The organism is Polaribacter sp. KT25b (assembly GCF_900105145.1).
Lineage (GTDB): Bacteria > Bacteroidota > Bacteroidia > Flavobacteriales > Flavobacteriaceae > Polaribacter.
Genome location: NZ_LT629752.1, coordinates 1777731 through 1793362 on the forward strand (window position 1 = coordinate 1777731; position 15632 = coordinate 1793362).

The window sequence follows — 15632 nt, forward strand, 5'->3', positions numbered from 1 at the left end:
TTACAATAAAACAATTAAACATTTACACAATTAAACAAACATTGAAACACTTTTACAACACATTATTTCTAAACAATAGATTTTTCTATGCCTTAGCAACCATTGCGATATTGTTTGTTGTAGGCTTCTTTGCTCCTATCTTTTTTGAAGTTTCGAAAGTGTTATTATTCGTTTTAACTATTTTAACCTTTGTTGATGTCTTTTTACTTTACAAAACAAAAAACGCCATTCAAATAGAACGTTATTTACCAGAGCGCTTATCAAACGGTGATGAAAACAAAATAACCTTACAACTTACCAACAACTATCCATTTGTAGCGCATTTATCATTAATTGAAGAATTGCCTTATCAGTTTCAGAAAAGAGATTTTTTCTTTCATCAGCAATTAAAACAACGCCAAGAAAAAACCATACATTATAATTTAACACCCAAAGAAAGAGGTGTTTACTTTTTTGGAAATGTAAATGTGTATGCAAGTTCTCGCTTACAATTAGCGACTAAAAAATACATTTTAGGCGAAGAAAAAGAACTAAAATGCTATCCTTCTTTTTTAAAGTTACGCGATTTTAATATTCAAGCATTTAACAATTCAACGATTTCTTACGGAACAAAAAAAGTACGAAGAATTGGTCATTCTTTAGAGTTTGAACAAATTAAAGAATATGTTTCTGGTGATGATGTTAGAACTTTAAACTGGAAAGCATCCGCAAAGCGAAACCAATTAATGGTAAATCAATATGTAGAAGAAAAATCGCAATCTGTATACGCTATTATTGATAAAGGACGCGCCATGCAAATGCAATTTAATGGCTTAAGTTTATTAGATTATGCAGTAAATACAACCTTAGCAATTAGTAATATTATCTTAAGAAAACAAGATAAAGCTGGTATGTTGTCTTTTTCAACAAAATTAGAAGATTGGGTTGTTGCAGAAAGAAGAAGCTCACAAATGAGTTTAATATCAGAAGCTTTGCATAACATTAAAACAAACTTTTCAGAATCTGATTTTAGTACTTTATATGCTGTTGTAAAAAGGAAAATTACTCATAGAAGTTTACTTATTTTATTTTCAAATTTTGAAACTATCGATGCTTTAAATAGGCAACTACCCTATTTGCGTGCTTTGGCTAAAAATCACTTAGTATTAGTAGTGTTTTTTAAAAATACAGAGTTAGATATTTTAACAAATGCAAAAGCAGAAACTATTCAAGAAGTATATGATACAATTATTGCTGAAAAGTTTATGTATGAAAAGAAACAAATTGTAAATGAACTAAAAAAATACGGAATTCAGTCTGTATTAACAAAACCAGCCGATTTAACAGGCAATACGATTAACAAATATTTAGAATTAAAAACTAGAGGTCTTTTTTAAATTTTTAGTATTTTTATGAATTAATTCTAAATCAACCAGTTATGAAGTGGTATTTTAAAGCTTTTTATCAATATTTCAATTTTAGTGGAAGAGCTAGACGTAAAGAGTTTTGGGTTTTCTTTCTTACTAATATATTTATTTATTGGATACTTACCAATTTATATCGTTTTACAGATGCAGATTTAACAAATGTTCCTTACATTTTTCTTGCTATAATATTAATTCCAAGTATTGCTGTTTTATTAAGAAGGTTGCATGATTCTGGTAAAAATGGTTGGAATATTCTTTTTGTTTTTATTCCGATTCTTGGTTGGTTTTGGTTGTTAATATTATTAATTTTGCTTGGTGAACCTAAACTTAATAAATGGGGACCTTACCCCAAAGGTATTACAGAAAATTAATAAACTTAATAACAAATAATGAATTGGTACTTAAAAGTAATTAATCAATATTTTGACTTTTCTGGAAGAGCTAGACGTAAAGAATATTGGATGTTTATTTTGTTTAACGTTTTAATTTCTTGGACTTTTTCTATTCTTGATTTTGCTTTTGCTACTTTTTACTTTACAATTGCCTCGTATATATATTCGTTAATAGTTTTCATTCCATCTTTAGCAGTTTTATTAAGAAGATTACATGATATGGGCAAAAGTGGCTGGTATTTCTTTCTATTATTTTTTCCTATTATTGGTTGGATTTGGTTACTAGTTTTATTGTGTATGGATAGTGAACCTGGTGTAAATAAATGGGGAGAAAACCCCAAAGGATTTGGAAACGATAACGTTATAAACCAAATTGGAGTTGAATAATTACCGTAAATTATACAGTGTTAGTTAGTTGCTTTTTTTAATAAACTTTAAGAGTTTCAAACACCTTTTAAGTTTAAATAAAAGTATTTTTGCCCGGTGAAAATTAGACAAAAATCAGAATTAGAATTTATCATCGTAATGGCATCTTTAATGTCATTAGTAGCTTTAGCAATAGATGCTTTATTGCCAGCAGTTGCAGATATAAGTAAATCAATACACATTACTAATCCTAAAAATAATCAGTTATTTATAACAATGATCTTTTTAGGTTTAGGTTTTGGTCAACTTATTTCTGGCCCTTTTTCTGATAGTTTCGGAAGAAAACCTATTATTTATGTTGGTTTCATCGTTTTTGCTTTAGCAAGTTTAATTTGTGTTTTTGCAACTAGTTTAGAAATGATGATTGTTGGTAGATTACTACAAGGAATTGGGCTTTCGGCTCCAAGAACTATAAGTATTGCCATGGTTAGAGACCGTTTTAGTGGTAATTATATGGCTAAAGTGATGTCTTTTATAACTGTTATTTTTATTTTAGTACCCGTTGTTGCACCTGCTATTGGTAAACTTATGTTAGATTTATATGGATGGAAATCAATATTTTATAGTCAATTAATATTTGGTTTTTTTACTATGATTTGGGTTTGGAAACGACAACCTGAAACATTAAAGTTAGAAAATAGAAAGAAGTTTAAGTTCACTCTTTTTATGGAAGGCGCAAAAGAGTTTTTAAAACATAAATATGCCGTTATTTTTACCATATTTTCTGGTTTTATAACAGGTTCGTTTATGGTGTATTTAAGTGCTAGTCAACAAATATTTGAAGAGCAATACAATTTAAAAGAAGAATTTCCTTTTATTTTTGCAGGTTTAGCAATTAGTATTGGTTTAGCTACTTTTTTAAACGGAAAACTAGTAGTTAAACTTGGTATGTTTAAATTGGTTTCTGTTTTTACAGTTCTATTTACTGTAGTTCCTTTGTTTTATATCTTATTTTTTTCTGGAGAAACAAATCCAAGTATTTATATTTTAATTCCGTTTTTTAGTTTACAATTCTTTAGTATTGGCTTTCTTTTTGGAAACACGAGGGCTTTAGCAATGGAACCTATTGGTCATATTGCAGGAATTGGAGCTGCAATAAATGGCTTTTTCTCTACAATAATGGCTGTACCAATTGCAACTTTTATTGGTAGTTTTATAAGTGTTAGAGCTTTACCTTTATTTATTGGTTTTTTTGTTTGTGGCTCTATCGCATTACTACTTATAGTTTATTTAAAGTTTTCTGAAAAGAAACTAAAACTAGCCTTAAAAACTAATTAATTCTAATTTAATTCCTAAAATAATGAGCTTAGAAATCATTTTTGAAGATGATTATCTTCTTTGTGTAAATAAACCAAACAATGTTTTGGTACATCATGCTTTTCATTCTAGAAATGTAGCTGATGAAGATTCTCTACTACAAATTATTGAGAATGAAAAGGGATTGAAAGTCTACCCTATTCATCGATTAGATAGAAAAACATCAGGAATTATTTTAATGGCAAAAAAAAAAGATTTCATTTCTAAATTTCAAGAATTGTTTACCAATGATGAAATTCAGAAAACCTACTATGGTGTTGTCCGTGGATTTTCTCCAGATACAAAAACAATTGATACTCCTGTAAAAGGACGAGATGCTAACGTACACAAAGATGCTTTAACATATTTAAAAACATTAGAAAAAATAACTTTAAACATTCCTGTTAAACCTTATGATTCTTCTCGTTATAGTTTAGTAGAATTAAAGCCAAAAACAGGAAGAATGCATCAATTAAGAGTGCATACCAATAAAATTAGTCACCCGTTAATTGGTGATGCAAAATATGGTGACAAAAATCATGATGTAATGTTTGATGAAAACTTTGGATGGAAAAACCTTTTTTTACACGCAGGAAAACTAGAGTTTACACATCCTTTTTCGTCAAAAACTCTAACCTTAAAAGCTTCTTTTACTGAAGATTGGATATCTTTATTTAAAGTGTTTTCTTGGAAAAACCCATTAGCGTAATTTGCCTTTTTAAGCTAAACCAAAAGCTAGTAAATTGGTTTAGCCCTGATTGAAACGGCATCCTTTTTTTATTTGTAATTTCTGCATTAGCAGAATTTACAAATAAAAAAAGATATAGTGTAAAGCAGGAAATAGCTTCAAAAATAAATTATATAAAAGTTGTATTTTCTTTATTTATTGCTCTATAGATTGAGCATCGAAACCAATTAATTCATTTTGATTAAATGTTGCTGTAATTTCTATAGGATTGCAACAAACTTCGCAATCTTCAATATATATTTGCTGATGAACATTGGCTTCTAAAAGCATAGAAATTTCTTCCCAACAATAAGGGCATTGAAAAAAATGCTCCATTAATCTTCAATCACTTTTAGAATAAGCTTTCCTTTTTTATCTCCAGAAAACAATCTATTATAGGTTTCATAAAAGTTTTCAATACCTTCATAAATATCTTCTTTTGATTTTAATTTACCCTCTTTTATCCAAATTGCCATTTGTTTTGCAGCTTTAGAATACTCATTTGCATAATCCATTACAACCATACCTTGCATGGTAGAACGAGTTACTAAAAGTGATAAATAATTACTTGGCCCAGAAATTTTAGATTTGTTATTATATTGAGAAATTGCACCACAAATTACAACTCTGGCATGCATTCTTAACTTACTTAAAGCAGCATCTAGAATTAAACCACCAACATTATCAAAATATACATCAATTCCTTTTGGACATTTTTTCTTTAAAGCAGAATAAATATTTTCTGATTTATAATCAATTGCTTCATCAAAACCCAACTCATTAATTAAATAATTGCATTTTTCTTTTCCACCAGCAATACCAATAACAGTACAACCTTTAATTTTTGCAATTTGCCCTACAATACTACCAACTGCACCAGCAGCTCCAGAAACCAATACAATATCTCCTTCTTTTATTTTACCAACTTCTGTAATTCCGAAATAAGCAGTCATTCCTGGCATTCCTAAAGTACCAATATACATTGGCATTGGCGCTAAACGCGTATCAACTTTATACCAACCTTCGCCATCTGTAATTACATATTGTTGCACACCTCCCCAACTTGTAACACAATCTCCTATTTCAAAATCAGGATTTCCATTATTTTTTATCACTTTTCCAATAGAACCAGCTCTCATTACAGCATCAATTTCTACTGGCGGAATATAAGATTTTGAGTCATTTAACCAACCACGCATTGCAGGATCTAAAGAAATATAATGTTGTTGTATTAAAATTTCTCCTTCTTCTAATTCAGGAATTTGGTTTGTTTCTAACTGCCAAGTTGCAGCATCTGGAACACCAGAAGGACGTTTTTTAAAGATAATTTGTTTGTTGTTCATTGCTGATATTTTTATTTTGATGCTAAATATACTTAATAATTATGTAAATCTTGTATTGCTTTTGTTACCAATGATTTGCCTAAATATTGTGCTTCTAAATCGGTTTGAAACGGAATTGGTGTTTCTAAACTAGCCACTCTTTTTACCGGAGCGTCTAAAAACTCGAAACAATTTTCATTAATTAATGCTGATATATCACTTGCAATGCCGCCAAACATAGAATCTTCTTGAACAATAATTGCTTTTCCTGTTTTTTTGACTGATGTATAAATTGTTTCAACATCTAAAGGTTGTAAAGTTCTTAAATCAATAACATCTGCAGTAATTTCTGACATTATTTCTAAAGCTTCTAAAACCCAATGAACTGCAGCTCCATAACTTATAATTGATAAATGATTGCCTTCTTTTAAAAGTGCAGCTTTTCCTATTTCTGTGGTAAAATAACCTTCAGAAACATCTTGATAAACAGAACGATACAAACCTTTGTGTTCAAAAAATAATACAGGATTTGGATCATTAATTGCACTAATTAATAATCCTTTTGCATCTTGTGGAAATGCTGGATACACAACTTTTAAACCTGGTGTTTTTGTAAACCAAGCTTCATTTGTTTGACTATGAAAAGGTCCAGCACCAACTCCTGCTCCGCAAGGCATTCTCACAACAACATCTGCATTTTGAGACCATCTGTAATGAGATTTTGCCAATAAGTTTACAATAGGATTAAAGCCAGAGGAAACAAAATCTGCAAATTGCATTTCCACAACAGATTTTACACCATTTATAGACAAACCATAAGCAGTTGAAATAATTATAGATTCGCAAATTGGTGTATTTCTAACTCTTTCTTTACCAAAAATTTCTAAAAAACCATCCGTAATTTTAAAAGCACCACCATATTCTGCAATATCTTGCCCCATAATTACTAAATCTACATGTTTATGCATCGACTCTTTTAATCCGTCAGTAATTGCATCCACAAAGCGAATTATCTTTTTATTTTCTGATGGTTTTTCTTCTTGATACTCAAAAGACTTATAAACGTCGTTGAGTTCTGTTTCTACATTTGGAATAATTTTTTCTTCATCAAAAGCAATTTTGAGATGTTCATTTATTTCATGAACAATTTCTGATTTATATAAAACCTCAATTTCCTCTGTAAGTATTCCTTGTTTTTTTAAATATGCTTGATAATTTTCTAAAGGATCTTTTACTGCCCAGAAATCCATTAAATCTTGAGGAACATATTTTGTGCCACTCGCCTCTTCATGACCTCGAATTCTAAAGGTTTTAAATTCTATTAAAATAGGTCTTGGTTTTTCACGTACACTTTTTGCTATTTCACTAACTTTTGTATAAACTTCTAATATATTATTACCTTCAATTATGCAACTTTCTATTCCGTAACCAATTCCTTTATCAGCAATATCTTTACAATTAAATTGCTCTTGAGTTGGCGTTGATAATCCGTAGCCATTATTTTCTACACAGAATAAAACAGGCAAACTCCAAACAGAAGCTACATTTAAAGCTTCGTGAAAATCACCTTCACTTGTACCTCCTTCACCTGTAAAAACAGCGCAAATTTTATTATTCTTCTTTAGTTTATTGGCTAATGCAACTCCATTAGCAACACCTAATTGTGGACCAAGATGCGAAATCATTCCTACAATATTATATTCTTGTGTTCCAAAATGAAAACTTCGATCTCTACCTTTTGTAAAACCATTCATTTTTCCTTGCCATTGAGAAAACAATCTATGCAAAGTAATATCTCTAGATGTAAAAACGCCTAAATTTCTGTGCATTGGCAAAATATATTCGTTTTTTTCTAAAGCATCAGTTACACCAATAGAAATTGCTTCTTGCCCAATTCCAGAAAACCATTTAGAAATTTTTCCTTGACGCAATAAAATCAGCATTTTCTCCTCTATTAAGCGAGGTTTTAGCATTTTTTTGTACAAACTAAGCAACTTTGAATTTTTGAGCTTATGGCTTGAATTATATTTAAGTAAATGGTTCATAAATTATTGATTTCATAATTTATAACAAACATACAGATAATGAAGTGTATTCCATAAAAAAATCCTTATCAAAATAATTGATAAGGATTTATATGTTTTAAAAGGAAATTTAAACTTACAATTCTTTAAAAATTGCATGCATCATCCTCTTTTTATCATTTATGCTTTCTTCTAAAGCAATCATAGTTTCTGTTCTATTAACACCCGGAATATCGTCTATTTTATAAATAATATCTTTGGCGTCATTGGTTCCTTTTGCTCTTACTTTGCAAAAAATATTATATTTACCCGCTGTAACATAGGCAACTGTAACGTTTTCTATTTTTCTTAAATTTTCTATTACAGCTTGTGTCATAGATGTTTTTTCTAGAAATACGCCTACATGTGCTATAAAGGAATAGCCCATTTTCTCATAGTTTAAAGACAAAGTAGAACCTTGAATGATTCCTTCATCTTCCATTTTTTTAACACGAACATGAATAGTTCCTGCAGACACTAATAATTGTTTAGCAATATCAGTAAATGGCGTTCTTGCGTTTTCTATTAATACATCTAAAATTTGATGATCTATTTCGTCTAAGGTAAATTTTTTCATTTTTTGTGCATTATTCAATTAACACTGCAAATTTATGATTTTAATTTAACTAAACAGGTATAAAATTGATAAATACTTAATCAAATTTACCCTCGAAAACGATTTCGTTGTGTCCAATTTTCGTTTTTAGGTCATTTTCTTGTATTTTCTCTAATTTTGAAACGAATTTTTTATCAATAATTTCATCTTTAAACTGAAAAGCAACATCTTTTTCCGAATTTGAATATCTATGGATAACATCATAAAAGATTTTATCGTTATTTGGTATTAAAAAATACGGTTCAAAACTATTAAACTTGGTAGCAGTGGCAACATGAAACAATCCTTGTAATATAGAATAGAATGTAAATTCTCTTGAAAACTCTCTCTGATAATCATTTGGATAATGACCAGATTCTATTAAAATAGTGTTATAACCTAGTTTTTGAAAATTATCTCCTGTAGCTGTTGGATAAAACTCATCTGTATATCTCCCAACAAAATTAGGAATGATATTTTGCAATAAAGAATTCATTGCAACAATTACATCCATCGTTTCAATTCTTCCTTTAGTTAAAGCTCTAGTTATTTCTTCTGATGGTGCTAAAAAAGAAATAGTTGCTGGATTTTTAGTGCCTTCTACTCCAAAAATAGTTCTTTGGTCATGTAAATTAAAACAAAACTGCGGATTAAATTCTTCTAATAAATTTCTTAAAAGGTTACTTTCTTTTGCAACTCTATCCACAGCATCTCTATTTAAATCGATATTATTTGCATTTACTCTTGTATAAGCTTGCGAACCATCAGGATTTAACATTGGCACAAAAACCAATGTACATTCTTCTAAAATGGTTTTTAATTCTTGATTATTACAATTAGAAAAACAATTAAATAAATCAAATAACGCTTTTGTTCCTGTGCTTTCATTTCCGTGCATTTGAGACCATAATAAAATTCTCTTCTTACCAAAACCTATTTTTAGTTTATAGATTGGTCTTTGTTGTTCAGAAAATCCTAGTTGAGTAATTTCAAAAGCATCTTGATGTTTTAAAAATAGCTTTTCGATATTTTTAAAAGTTATCCATTTACCAGAAAGCGATATTTCTTTTTGGTCTTTAAAAATTTTCTTTACTACTACTGATGATAATATTTGCACGTGTATATTCTATTTAGAAACGCAAATTTACAACATTGAAAATAAGCAGCCAATTGTAATGTTACAATTGTAAATTAGCAAGATATTACAATTGTAAATAAAGTTTTTAGAAAGTATATTTACTTTTGTAAACTTAATTGATTTTTAGTTTTTATAAAACACCCTACAAACCTTTGATGTAAACCACATACAACTAAAATTAAACTCAATATCGTGATAATCATATAAATATGTAATTTATATAAAGTTATAGTTCAACTAAAATACTCTACTTTTAAAACAATCTATTTATTATATTTTGCTGTTTACAAAGTTTAATTTACATTTGTAATACAAACAAATGTTACAATGATAAACAGTTTAGAATTTACAACTAGGATTAAAAAAGTGATGGAATTTCATGATTTATCGGCTTCTTTATTCGCAGATAAAATAGGAGTTCAGCGTTCAAGTATATCTCATATTCTATCAGGAAGAAACAAACCAAGTTTAGATTTTGTTTTAAAAATCACCTCCGAATTTAAGGATGTAGATATTCATTGGTTGTTAAACGGAATAGGTTCTTTTCCTAAAAATGAAAAAACTGTAACCCAAACTTCCACTCCAACTTTGTTCGCAAATAACTCAAATGATGGAAAACGAATTCAAAGAATTGTGGTTTTTTATGCTGATGGAACTTTTGAAGAATATCAGAAATAATATAAAATTGAAGAAAAGAATTAAAATGATTTTTTCATTTTTGTATTCAATTTATTTAAATAGCATATTTTAGTACCTATGAATAAAATTGATATTCGAACCGTAAATGTTACGCAATATTTACAACCTTTAAGAGAAGGTGGTTCTTTGCCCGCAATTGTAAAAGCAGATGATGGATTTTTATATGTGCTAAAATTTAGAGGTGCAGGTCAAGGCAAGAAAGCATTGATATCAGAATTTATTGGTGGCGAATTGGCAAGAGCAATTGGTTTAAATGTTCCGGAGTTGGTTTTTATGAATCTTGATGATTCTTTTAGTAAAACAGAACCCGATGAAGAAATTCAAGACTTATTAAAATTTAGCGTAGGTTTAAATTTAGGATTGCATTTTTTATCAAGCTCAATAACATACGATCCTTTGGTTTCTGATGTTGATTCTTTAACAGCTTCTAAAGTTGTAATTTTAGATAGTCTGATTAGTAATATTGACAGAACTGCAAAAAACACCAATTTGCTAAATTGGAACAAAGAACTTTGGGTAATTGATAATGGTGCAAGTTTGTACTTTCATCATCATTGGGAAACTTGGGAAAATCATTTATCAAGAACTTTCCCTTTGATAAAAGATCATGTACTTCTACCAAAAGCAACTTCTTTACAAGAAGCTTTATCAGAAATAAAAAAAATTATAAATACTGATGTAATAAAAGAAATTGTTGCGAACATTCCTGAAGATTGGTTAGAAAGTGAAGGCGATTTTTTAAATGCTGATGAAATGAGAGCTGCATATATTTCTTTTTTAAATGCAAAATTATCGATGATTGATACATTAGTTAAAGAAGCGGAAGATGCAAGATAAAGTAACATTTGAATATGCCATCATCAGATTTGTACCAAAAGTAGAACGCGAAGAATTCTTTAATATTGGTGTGCTCCTTTTTTCGAAAAGGAAAAAATTTTTAGGTATAAAATTTGAAATCAATCCAAATAAATTAAAAGTTTTTGCATCAGAAATTGAATTGGAAACTTTAAACAATTATTTAAACGCTTGGAAATTAATTTGTGAAGGAAAAGCTGCTGGAGGCAAAATTGGCGAATTAGAAATATCCGATCGTTTTAGATGGTTAGCTGCTTGCAGAAGTACAATTATTCAGAGTTCTAAAACACATCCTGGATTGTGCGAAAATCCTGAAAAAGAATTACAAGATATTTTCGAAAAATATGTTTTGTAAATTTAATTTATTACTTGAAAAATAATTACACTACCAATTTATACAATTACAACTAATTTCAAAAAAAAGCAGGTTTTTAATTAAACCAAATTAATAAATTAAAGTCTATAAAATAGATATTTAAATAAAATCTCCTCATGGCAAAAAGAAAAACTCCGTTTTCATTTCAAGTAAGAATTATTCACAGATATTTAGGGTATTTTTTATCAGGAATTATGTTTGTGTATGCTTTAAGCGGAATTATAATGATTTATAGAGATACAGACTTCTTAAAAACAGAAGTAATTACTGAACAAAAATTGGAAACCAATTTAACTGCAAATCAAGTAAAACCTATATTTAAAAAGAGAGCAAAAGTTATAAAGAAAGAAGGTGATATTATTTATTTTAATAATGGAACTTACAACCAAACAACAGGTATTGCATCAGTAAAAAAACAAGAATTACCATTTATACTTGATAGAATGGAACATTTGCATAAAGCAAACACAAATAGTCCGCTTTATTTTTTAAACATCTTTTTTGGTGTTTCCTTATTATTTTTTGTGTTATCTGCTTTTTGGATGTACACACCAAAAATGCCCGTATTTAAAAAAGGAATGTATTTTGCAGCTGGTGGAATTGTATTAACACTGATTCTGCTATTTATCTAAATATTCTTTTATCAAATTACTTTTTAAAGTAACTCTAGGAACTTTAAAATTGAAATATTCGTGAATCGGAATTTCAAAACCTTTGTGATTTAAGTAGTTATTTAAAGCCAAATTTAAACCTTCACTGTATAAATGATGCTCTGCTCCTGTTGGATCTTCGTGATACAAATCGTTTTCTGCAAAACCTTTAAATTCTGGACCAATTATGTTGATTTGAAATTCATCAGGATTTTTACCAACGGGACTATGACTTGTACACGCAAATTGATGCCAAAAAGCAGATTGAATACAATTATTTTGAAATAATTGACGTACAACTTCTAAAGAATCAATCGTTTCTTGTGCCGTTTCTGTTGGAAAACCAAACATTAAATACGCATGTGTCATTATATTTTCGTTTGCAAAAGCCTTCGTAACTCTAGCAACCTGACCAATATCTACTCCTTTTTTCATTTTATCTAACAACCTGTCGGATGCAACTTCCAAACCACCAGTTACAGCAATACAACCAGATTTTGATAATAAAGCACACAATTCAGCATCAAAAGTTTTTTCGAAACGGATGTTTGTCCACCAAGTAATATACACTTTGCGCTCAATCAATTTGTTTGCCAAAGCTCTCAACATTTTTGGCGGCGCAGCTTCATCTACAAAATGAAAACCTGTAATTCCTGTTTCTGATATTATTTTTTCAATTTTATCAACCAAATCATCCGAAGTTGTATTTTGATAATTACTGATATAATCTAGGTTTACATCACAAAAAGAACATTTTTTCCAATAGCAACCATGAGAAATTGTGAGTTTATTCCATTTTCCATCAGACCACATTCTGTGCATCGGATTCATGACATCTAAAAAAGACAAATATTTTTCTGTAGGCAAACCAACATAACTTGGCGCTGGTAAATTTTTATGATGAAAAATAGTATTTGGTAATTTATTCTGATAAATAACTGTATCATTTTTACAGATATACGTTCTTTCTAATTGCTCCTCTCCTATTTTTCCGTCTAAAAATTCGGTAATTCTTAATAACGGACCTTCTCCGTCATCCAAAGTAATAAAATCTACAAAATTAAAAATTCTAGTATCAGACAAACGTCTTAATTCGGTGTTACAATAACCTCCACCAAAACCAATTTTAATATTTGGATAATTTTGTTTTATAAACTGCGCACATCGCAAAGCAGAAAATAAGTTCCCAGGAAACGGAATTGTAAAACACACTAAATTAATATTTTTTTGTTGTAATTTTTCATCCAACAAATACAGCATTTCGTCTTCTATCAAAGTTGTTTCAAACTGTAAACATTCGTCTAACTCATCAAAACTAGAAGCTGCTCTACCAATTTGTTCTGCATAGCGTGTAAAAGAGAAAAACTCATCGACATTTACATTTATAAAATCGCCCAATTCTTCTACAAACAACGTTGCAATATGTTTGGCTTTATCTAAAATTCCTAATTTCCCAAACTCGGTTGTTAAATCTTTATCTAATTTTATGCGTCTGTGTCCGTGAGGTAAAAAATCTTTATGTACAATTTGATACGCAGCAGTAACTTCTTGCACACGCAAATAATTCATAACAGCATCTACCTTATTGATGTATTCTTCTTTTTGTTTCCAAACCAAAGGCAACTCTTTATTGCCCAACATTGCTGCTTGTTTAAAAATTGCATCTATAAACTCTTTGGTAAAAACTGCTGTAAACAACTCAATACTTAAATCCAATTGCTCGGTTTTTACATTTTTAGAATCTAAAAAACCTTTAATATATGCAGTTGCAGGATACGCAGTATTTAATTGTGTAAAGGGCGGAGTTATTAAAAGTGTATTTATAGACATGAATTATACATAAATTGCAAAGATACTATGTGATTTTGGAAAAGTAAGTGAAAAATTTGGTTGGTTTTTTGCGATGGAGATTGGAGAGTTGATTTTTGGTTGATAACTTGTTTAATAAGGAGTGGTTGTAATTGTGTTTTATATGCCTAAAAATACTCTAACTTCGTTAGCTTCGAATTTAAATAATTAAAACTACTTTATATCACTATTAAGTTAGCATACATTAAAATAAAAAAATGGCAAGAGAATTTCATTTAGGGCACTTCTTACAAGAATATCATTTCGAAAAAGCAGCTCTCCTTTTAAAAGAACAACTAAAACAGACAAGTCCTTTATATAACAATTTAGATTATACTTTATATAAGCAATCTTATATTAATGCAATAAATGTTTCTAAATTTTACGCTAATTTCATCAAAAGAGATTCTCTATATTATATTGAAAATCATTTTAATCATCCAGCATTTTATACAATTCTGGATGTTTTCTTTTTTAAAAATAAATTAATTTATTGACTTACATCAATTAGTTTAACTTGAGACAACATTAATTTTGTAATCGAAAATTAAATAGATTTTAAGATGATATTTACAGAATTAGAGACATTACAAACAATTGATAAAGACAGTCAAGAACGTTTAGAAAAAGCATTAATACATCTTCAAAACGGAAATGGAATTATCTTAACTGATGATAAAGACAGAGAAAATGAAGGTGATTTAATATTCTCAGCTCACAATATGACCATTAAACAAATGGCATTAATGATAAGAAAATGTAGCGGTATAGTTTGCCTTTGTTTAACAAATGAAAAAGCAGATTTACTTAATTTACCATATATGGTAAAAGAAAATACAAGTAGTTTTCAAACACCTTTTACAATTTCTATAGAAGCAAAAGAAGGAGTTACGACAGGCGTTTCTGCTAAAGATAGATTAAGAACTATAAAAGTGGCTGCTAATAAAAATGCAAAAAGTAACGATTTAGCGAAACCTGGTCATATTTTTCCTTTAAGAGCAAAAAATAATGGTGTTCTAGAAAGAAAAGGTCATACAGAAGGTAGCGTAGATTTAATGAAATTAGCTGACTTAAAACCAGAAGCAGTTTTGTGTGAATTAATGAACGATGACGGAACAATGGCAAAAACTGACACTATTTCACAATTTGCAAATGAGCATAATTTGATCGTTCTATCCATACAAGATATTATTCATTATCGTAAATTTGTAAGAGATTATAAATAAATGACAAACTATATTGAACTTACAAATTTCATAAAAAAGAATATTAACATTGAAGATGACGATTTAAAAATTGTGCTGTCTTATTTTAAAACAATAAAAAAAAAGAAACATGAAATTTTACTTTCTAACGGAAAAAATAGTCAAGTTAGTTATTTTGTAAAAAAAGGTTGTTTAAGACTATTTTACTTAGATGAAGAAGGTAAAGACGTAACGCGTTATATTGCTTTTGAAAATCAATTTGCAACAGAACTTGTTAGTTTTATAACAAAGCAACCTGCTCAAGAAACTATTCAAGTTATTGAAAATAGCGAACTTTTATACATCACCCACGAAGATTTTAGACATCTCATGAAAACTATTCCCAAATGGAAAGATTTTTATAGTATCTATTTAGAGAAAGCGTATGTAAATAATTCTAAAAGATTAATTTCTTTTACTACGCTAGATGCATCAGAACGATATAAACAATTATTTAAAATTAATCCAAATATTGTTAAACGTTTACCAAATAAGATTGTAGCTTCTTACATTAATATATCACAAGAAACTTTAAGTAGGATAAAATCTAAAATCTGATGATAAATATTTAAATTGACACTACATTCTAGTAAAC

The 15632-nt window shown here is 28.9% G+C and carries 18 protein-coding genes; 12 read left to right on the plus strand and 6 right to left on the minus strand.

All coding sequences use genetic code 11. The features are described 5' to 3' along the window. The first annotated feature begins 41 nt into the window (after window positions 1-41). From BLT70_RS07610 to BLT70_RS07630, 5 genes are all read left to right on the plus strand, one after another. Window positions 42-1376, plus strand: coding sequence for a DUF58 domain-containing protein (locus tag BLT70_RS07610; protein WP_231962842.1), 1335 nt, complete (start codon window positions 42-44; stop codon window positions 1374-1376). A gap of 41 nt (window positions 1377-1417) precedes the next feature. After that, complete coding sequence (locus BLT70_RS07615; RefSeq protein WP_091893181.1) at window positions 1418-1777, plus strand: DUF805 domain-containing protein; 360 nt, start codon at window positions 1418-1420, stop codon at window positions 1775-1777. Window positions 1778-1795: 18 nt separating this feature from the next. Beyond that, window positions 1796-2185, plus strand: coding sequence for a DUF805 domain-containing protein (locus BLT70_RS07620; RefSeq protein WP_091893183.1), 390 nt, complete (start codon window positions 1796-1798; stop codon window positions 2183-2185). Window positions 2186-2281: 96 nt separating this feature from the next. After that, a complete protein-coding gene (locus BLT70_RS07625; protein WP_091893185.1) occupies window positions 2282-3502 on the plus strand; it encodes a multidrug effflux MFS transporter in 1221 nt (406 codons plus the stop codon). Window positions 3503-3524: 22 nt separating this feature from the next. After that, window positions 3525-4229 carry a pseudouridine synthase gene (locus BLT70_RS07630; RefSeq protein ID WP_091893186.1) on the plus strand — a complete coding sequence of 235 codons (705 nt, stop codon included), beginning with the start codon at window positions 3525-3527 and terminating at the stop codon, window positions 4227-4229. A gap of 174 nt (window positions 4230-4403) precedes the next feature. On the opposite strand, the gene BLT70_RS07635 is transcribed toward BLT70_RS07630, so the two are convergent. The 5 genes from BLT70_RS07635 to BLT70_RS07655 form a co-directional block, all read right to left on the minus strand. Beyond that, complete coding sequence (locus BLT70_RS07635; protein ID WP_091893188.1) at window positions 4404-4583, minus strand: CPXCG motif-containing cysteine-rich protein; 180 nt, start codon at window positions 4581-4583, stop codon at window positions 4404-4406. Then, window positions 4583-5590, minus strand: a complete 1008-nt coding sequence (locus tag BLT70_RS07640) for an NADP-dependent oxidoreductase (protein WP_091893190.1) — start codon at window positions 5588-5590, stop codon at window positions 4583-4585. The genes BLT70_RS07635 and BLT70_RS07640 overlap by 1 nt, the downstream gene beginning before the upstream one ends. A 32-nt stretch (window positions 5591-5622) precedes the next feature. Continuing rightward, window positions 5623-7614 (minus strand): thiamine pyrophosphate-dependent enzyme, encoded by a 1992-nt coding sequence (locus BLT70_RS07645; protein ID WP_091893192.1) that lies wholly within the window; start codon window positions 7612-7614, stop codon window positions 5623-5625. A gap of 115 nt (window positions 7615-7729) precedes the next feature. Next, entirely contained in the window at window positions 7730-8209 is a 480-nt protein-coding gene (locus BLT70_RS07650) for an Lrp/AsnC family transcriptional regulator (RefSeq protein ID WP_091893194.1), read from the minus strand. A gap of 76 nt (window positions 8210-8285) precedes the next feature. Further along, on the minus strand, window positions 8286-9344 hold the full coding sequence (locus tag BLT70_RS07655) for a M14 family zinc carboxypeptidase (RefSeq protein WP_091893196.1): 1059 nt from the start codon (window positions 9342-9344) through the stop codon (window positions 8286-8288). A 348-nt stretch (window positions 9345-9692) separates the two neighbouring features. Here BLT70_RS07655 and BLT70_RS07660 point away from each other — a divergent pair, with 348 nt between their 5' ends. The 4 genes from BLT70_RS07660 (at window position 9693) to BLT70_RS07675 (ending at window position 11927) form a co-directional block, all read left to right on the plus strand. Continuing rightward, window positions 9693-10043, plus strand: coding sequence for a helix-turn-helix domain-containing protein (locus tag BLT70_RS07660; RefSeq protein ID WP_091893198.1), 351 nt, complete (start codon window positions 9693-9695; stop codon window positions 10041-10043). 78 nt (window positions 10044-10121) lie between these two features. Beyond that, on the plus strand, window positions 10122-10901 hold the full coding sequence (locus BLT70_RS07665) for a HipA family kinase (RefSeq protein WP_091893200.1): 780 nt from the start codon (window positions 10122-10124) through the stop codon (window positions 10899-10901). Next, window positions 10891-11274: a DUF3037 domain-containing protein gene (locus BLT70_RS07670; protein ID WP_091893202.1), complete on the plus strand. Its 384-nt coding sequence runs from the start codon at window positions 10891-10893 to the stop codon at window positions 11272-11274. Before BLT70_RS07665 ends, BLT70_RS07670 begins: the two co-directional genes overlap by 11 nt. A 137-nt stretch (window positions 11275-11411) precedes the next feature. Further along, window positions 11412-11927, plus strand: coding sequence for a hypothetical protein (locus BLT70_RS07675; RefSeq protein ID WP_091893204.1), 516 nt, complete (start codon window positions 11412-11414; stop codon window positions 11925-11927). Here the strand turns inward: BLT70_RS07675 and BLT70_RS07680 are convergent. Beyond that, entirely contained in the window at window positions 11916-13775 is a 1860-nt protein-coding gene (locus tag BLT70_RS07680) for a radical SAM protein (RefSeq protein ID WP_091893206.1), read from the minus strand. The two genes, BLT70_RS07675 and BLT70_RS07680, sit on opposite strands and share 12 nt — an antisense overlap. A gap of 236 nt (window positions 13776-14011) precedes the next feature. Between BLT70_RS07680 and BLT70_RS07685 the strand changes: the two genes are divergently transcribed. The 3 genes from BLT70_RS07685 (at window position 14012) to BLT70_RS07695 (ending at window position 15595) form a co-directional block, all read left to right on the plus strand. Further along, the gene (locus BLT70_RS07685) at window positions 14012-14290 is read left to right on the plus strand and encodes a hypothetical protein (protein ID WP_091893208.1); all 279 of its coding nucleotides are present in this window, start codon (window positions 14012-14014) and stop codon (window positions 14288-14290) included. Window positions 14291-14356: 66 nt separating this feature from the next. Next, window positions 14357-15019 (plus strand): 3,4-dihydroxy-2-butanone-4-phosphate synthase, encoded by a 663-nt coding sequence (gene ribB / locus BLT70_RS07690; RefSeq protein ID WP_091893210.1) that lies wholly within the window; start codon window positions 14357-14359, stop codon window positions 15017-15019. Next, window positions 15020-15595 (plus strand): Crp/Fnr family transcriptional regulator, encoded by a 576-nt coding sequence (locus BLT70_RS07695; protein ID WP_091893212.1) that lies wholly within the window; start codon window positions 15020-15022, stop codon window positions 15593-15595. Window positions 15596-15632 lie beyond the last annotated feature (37 nt).

Excerpts from the sequence above, each read along its gene's own strand:
- BLT70_RS07665 (WP_091893200.1), top strand. The coding sequence starts at position 10,122 with ATGAATAAAATTGATATTCGAACCGTAAATGTTACGCAATATTTACAA.
- BLT70_RS07695 (WP_091893212.1), top strand. The coding sequence starts at position 15,020 with ATGACAAACTATATTGAACTTACAAATTTCATAAAAAAGAATATTAAC.
- BLT70_RS07615 (WP_091893181.1), top strand. The coding sequence starts at position 1,418 with ATGAAGTGGTATTTTAAAGCTTTTTATCAATATTTCAATTTTAGTGGA.
- BLT70_RS07685 (WP_091893208.1), top strand. The coding sequence starts at position 14,012 with ATGGCAAGAGAATTTCATTTAGGGCACTTCTTACAAGAATATCATTTC.
- BLT70_RS07680 (WP_091893206.1), bottom strand. The coding sequence starts at position 13,775 with ATGTCTATAAATACACTTTTAATAACTCCGCCCTTTACACAATTAAAT.
- BLT70_RS07650 (WP_091893194.1), bottom strand. The coding sequence starts at position 8,209 with ATGAAAAAATTTACCTTAGACGAAATAGATCATCAAATTTTAGATGTA.
- BLT70_RS07620 (WP_091893183.1), top strand. The coding sequence starts at position 1,796 with ATGAATTGGTACTTAAAAGTAATTAATCAATATTTTGACTTTTCTGGA.
- BLT70_RS07635 (WP_091893188.1), bottom strand. The coding sequence starts at position 4,583 with ATGGAGCATTTTTTTCAATGCCCTTATTGTTGGGAAGAAATTTCTATG.
- BLT70_RS07660 (WP_091893198.1), top strand. The coding sequence starts at position 9,693 with ATGATAAACAGTTTAGAATTTACAACTAGGATTAAAAAAGTGATGGAA.
- ribB (WP_091893210.1), top strand. The coding sequence starts at position 14,357 with ATGATATTTACAGAATTAGAGACATTACAAACAATTGATAAAGACAGT.
- BLT70_RS07675 (WP_091893204.1), top strand. The coding sequence starts at position 11,412 with ATGGCAAAAAGAAAAACTCCGTTTTCATTTCAAGTAAGAATTATTCAC.
- BLT70_RS07670 (WP_091893202.1), top strand. The coding sequence starts at position 10,891 with ATGCAAGATAAAGTAACATTTGAATATGCCATCATCAGATTTGTACCA.
- BLT70_RS07645 (WP_091893192.1), bottom strand. The coding sequence starts at position 7,614 with ATGAACCATTTACTTAAATATAATTCAAGCCATAAGCTCAAAAATTCA.
- BLT70_RS07630 (WP_091893186.1), top strand. The coding sequence starts at position 3,525 with ATGAGCTTAGAAATCATTTTTGAAGATGATTATCTTCTTTGTGTAAAT.
- BLT70_RS07640 (WP_091893190.1), bottom strand. The coding sequence starts at position 5,590 with ATGAACAACAAACAAATTATCTTTAAAAAACGTCCTTCTGGTGTTCCA.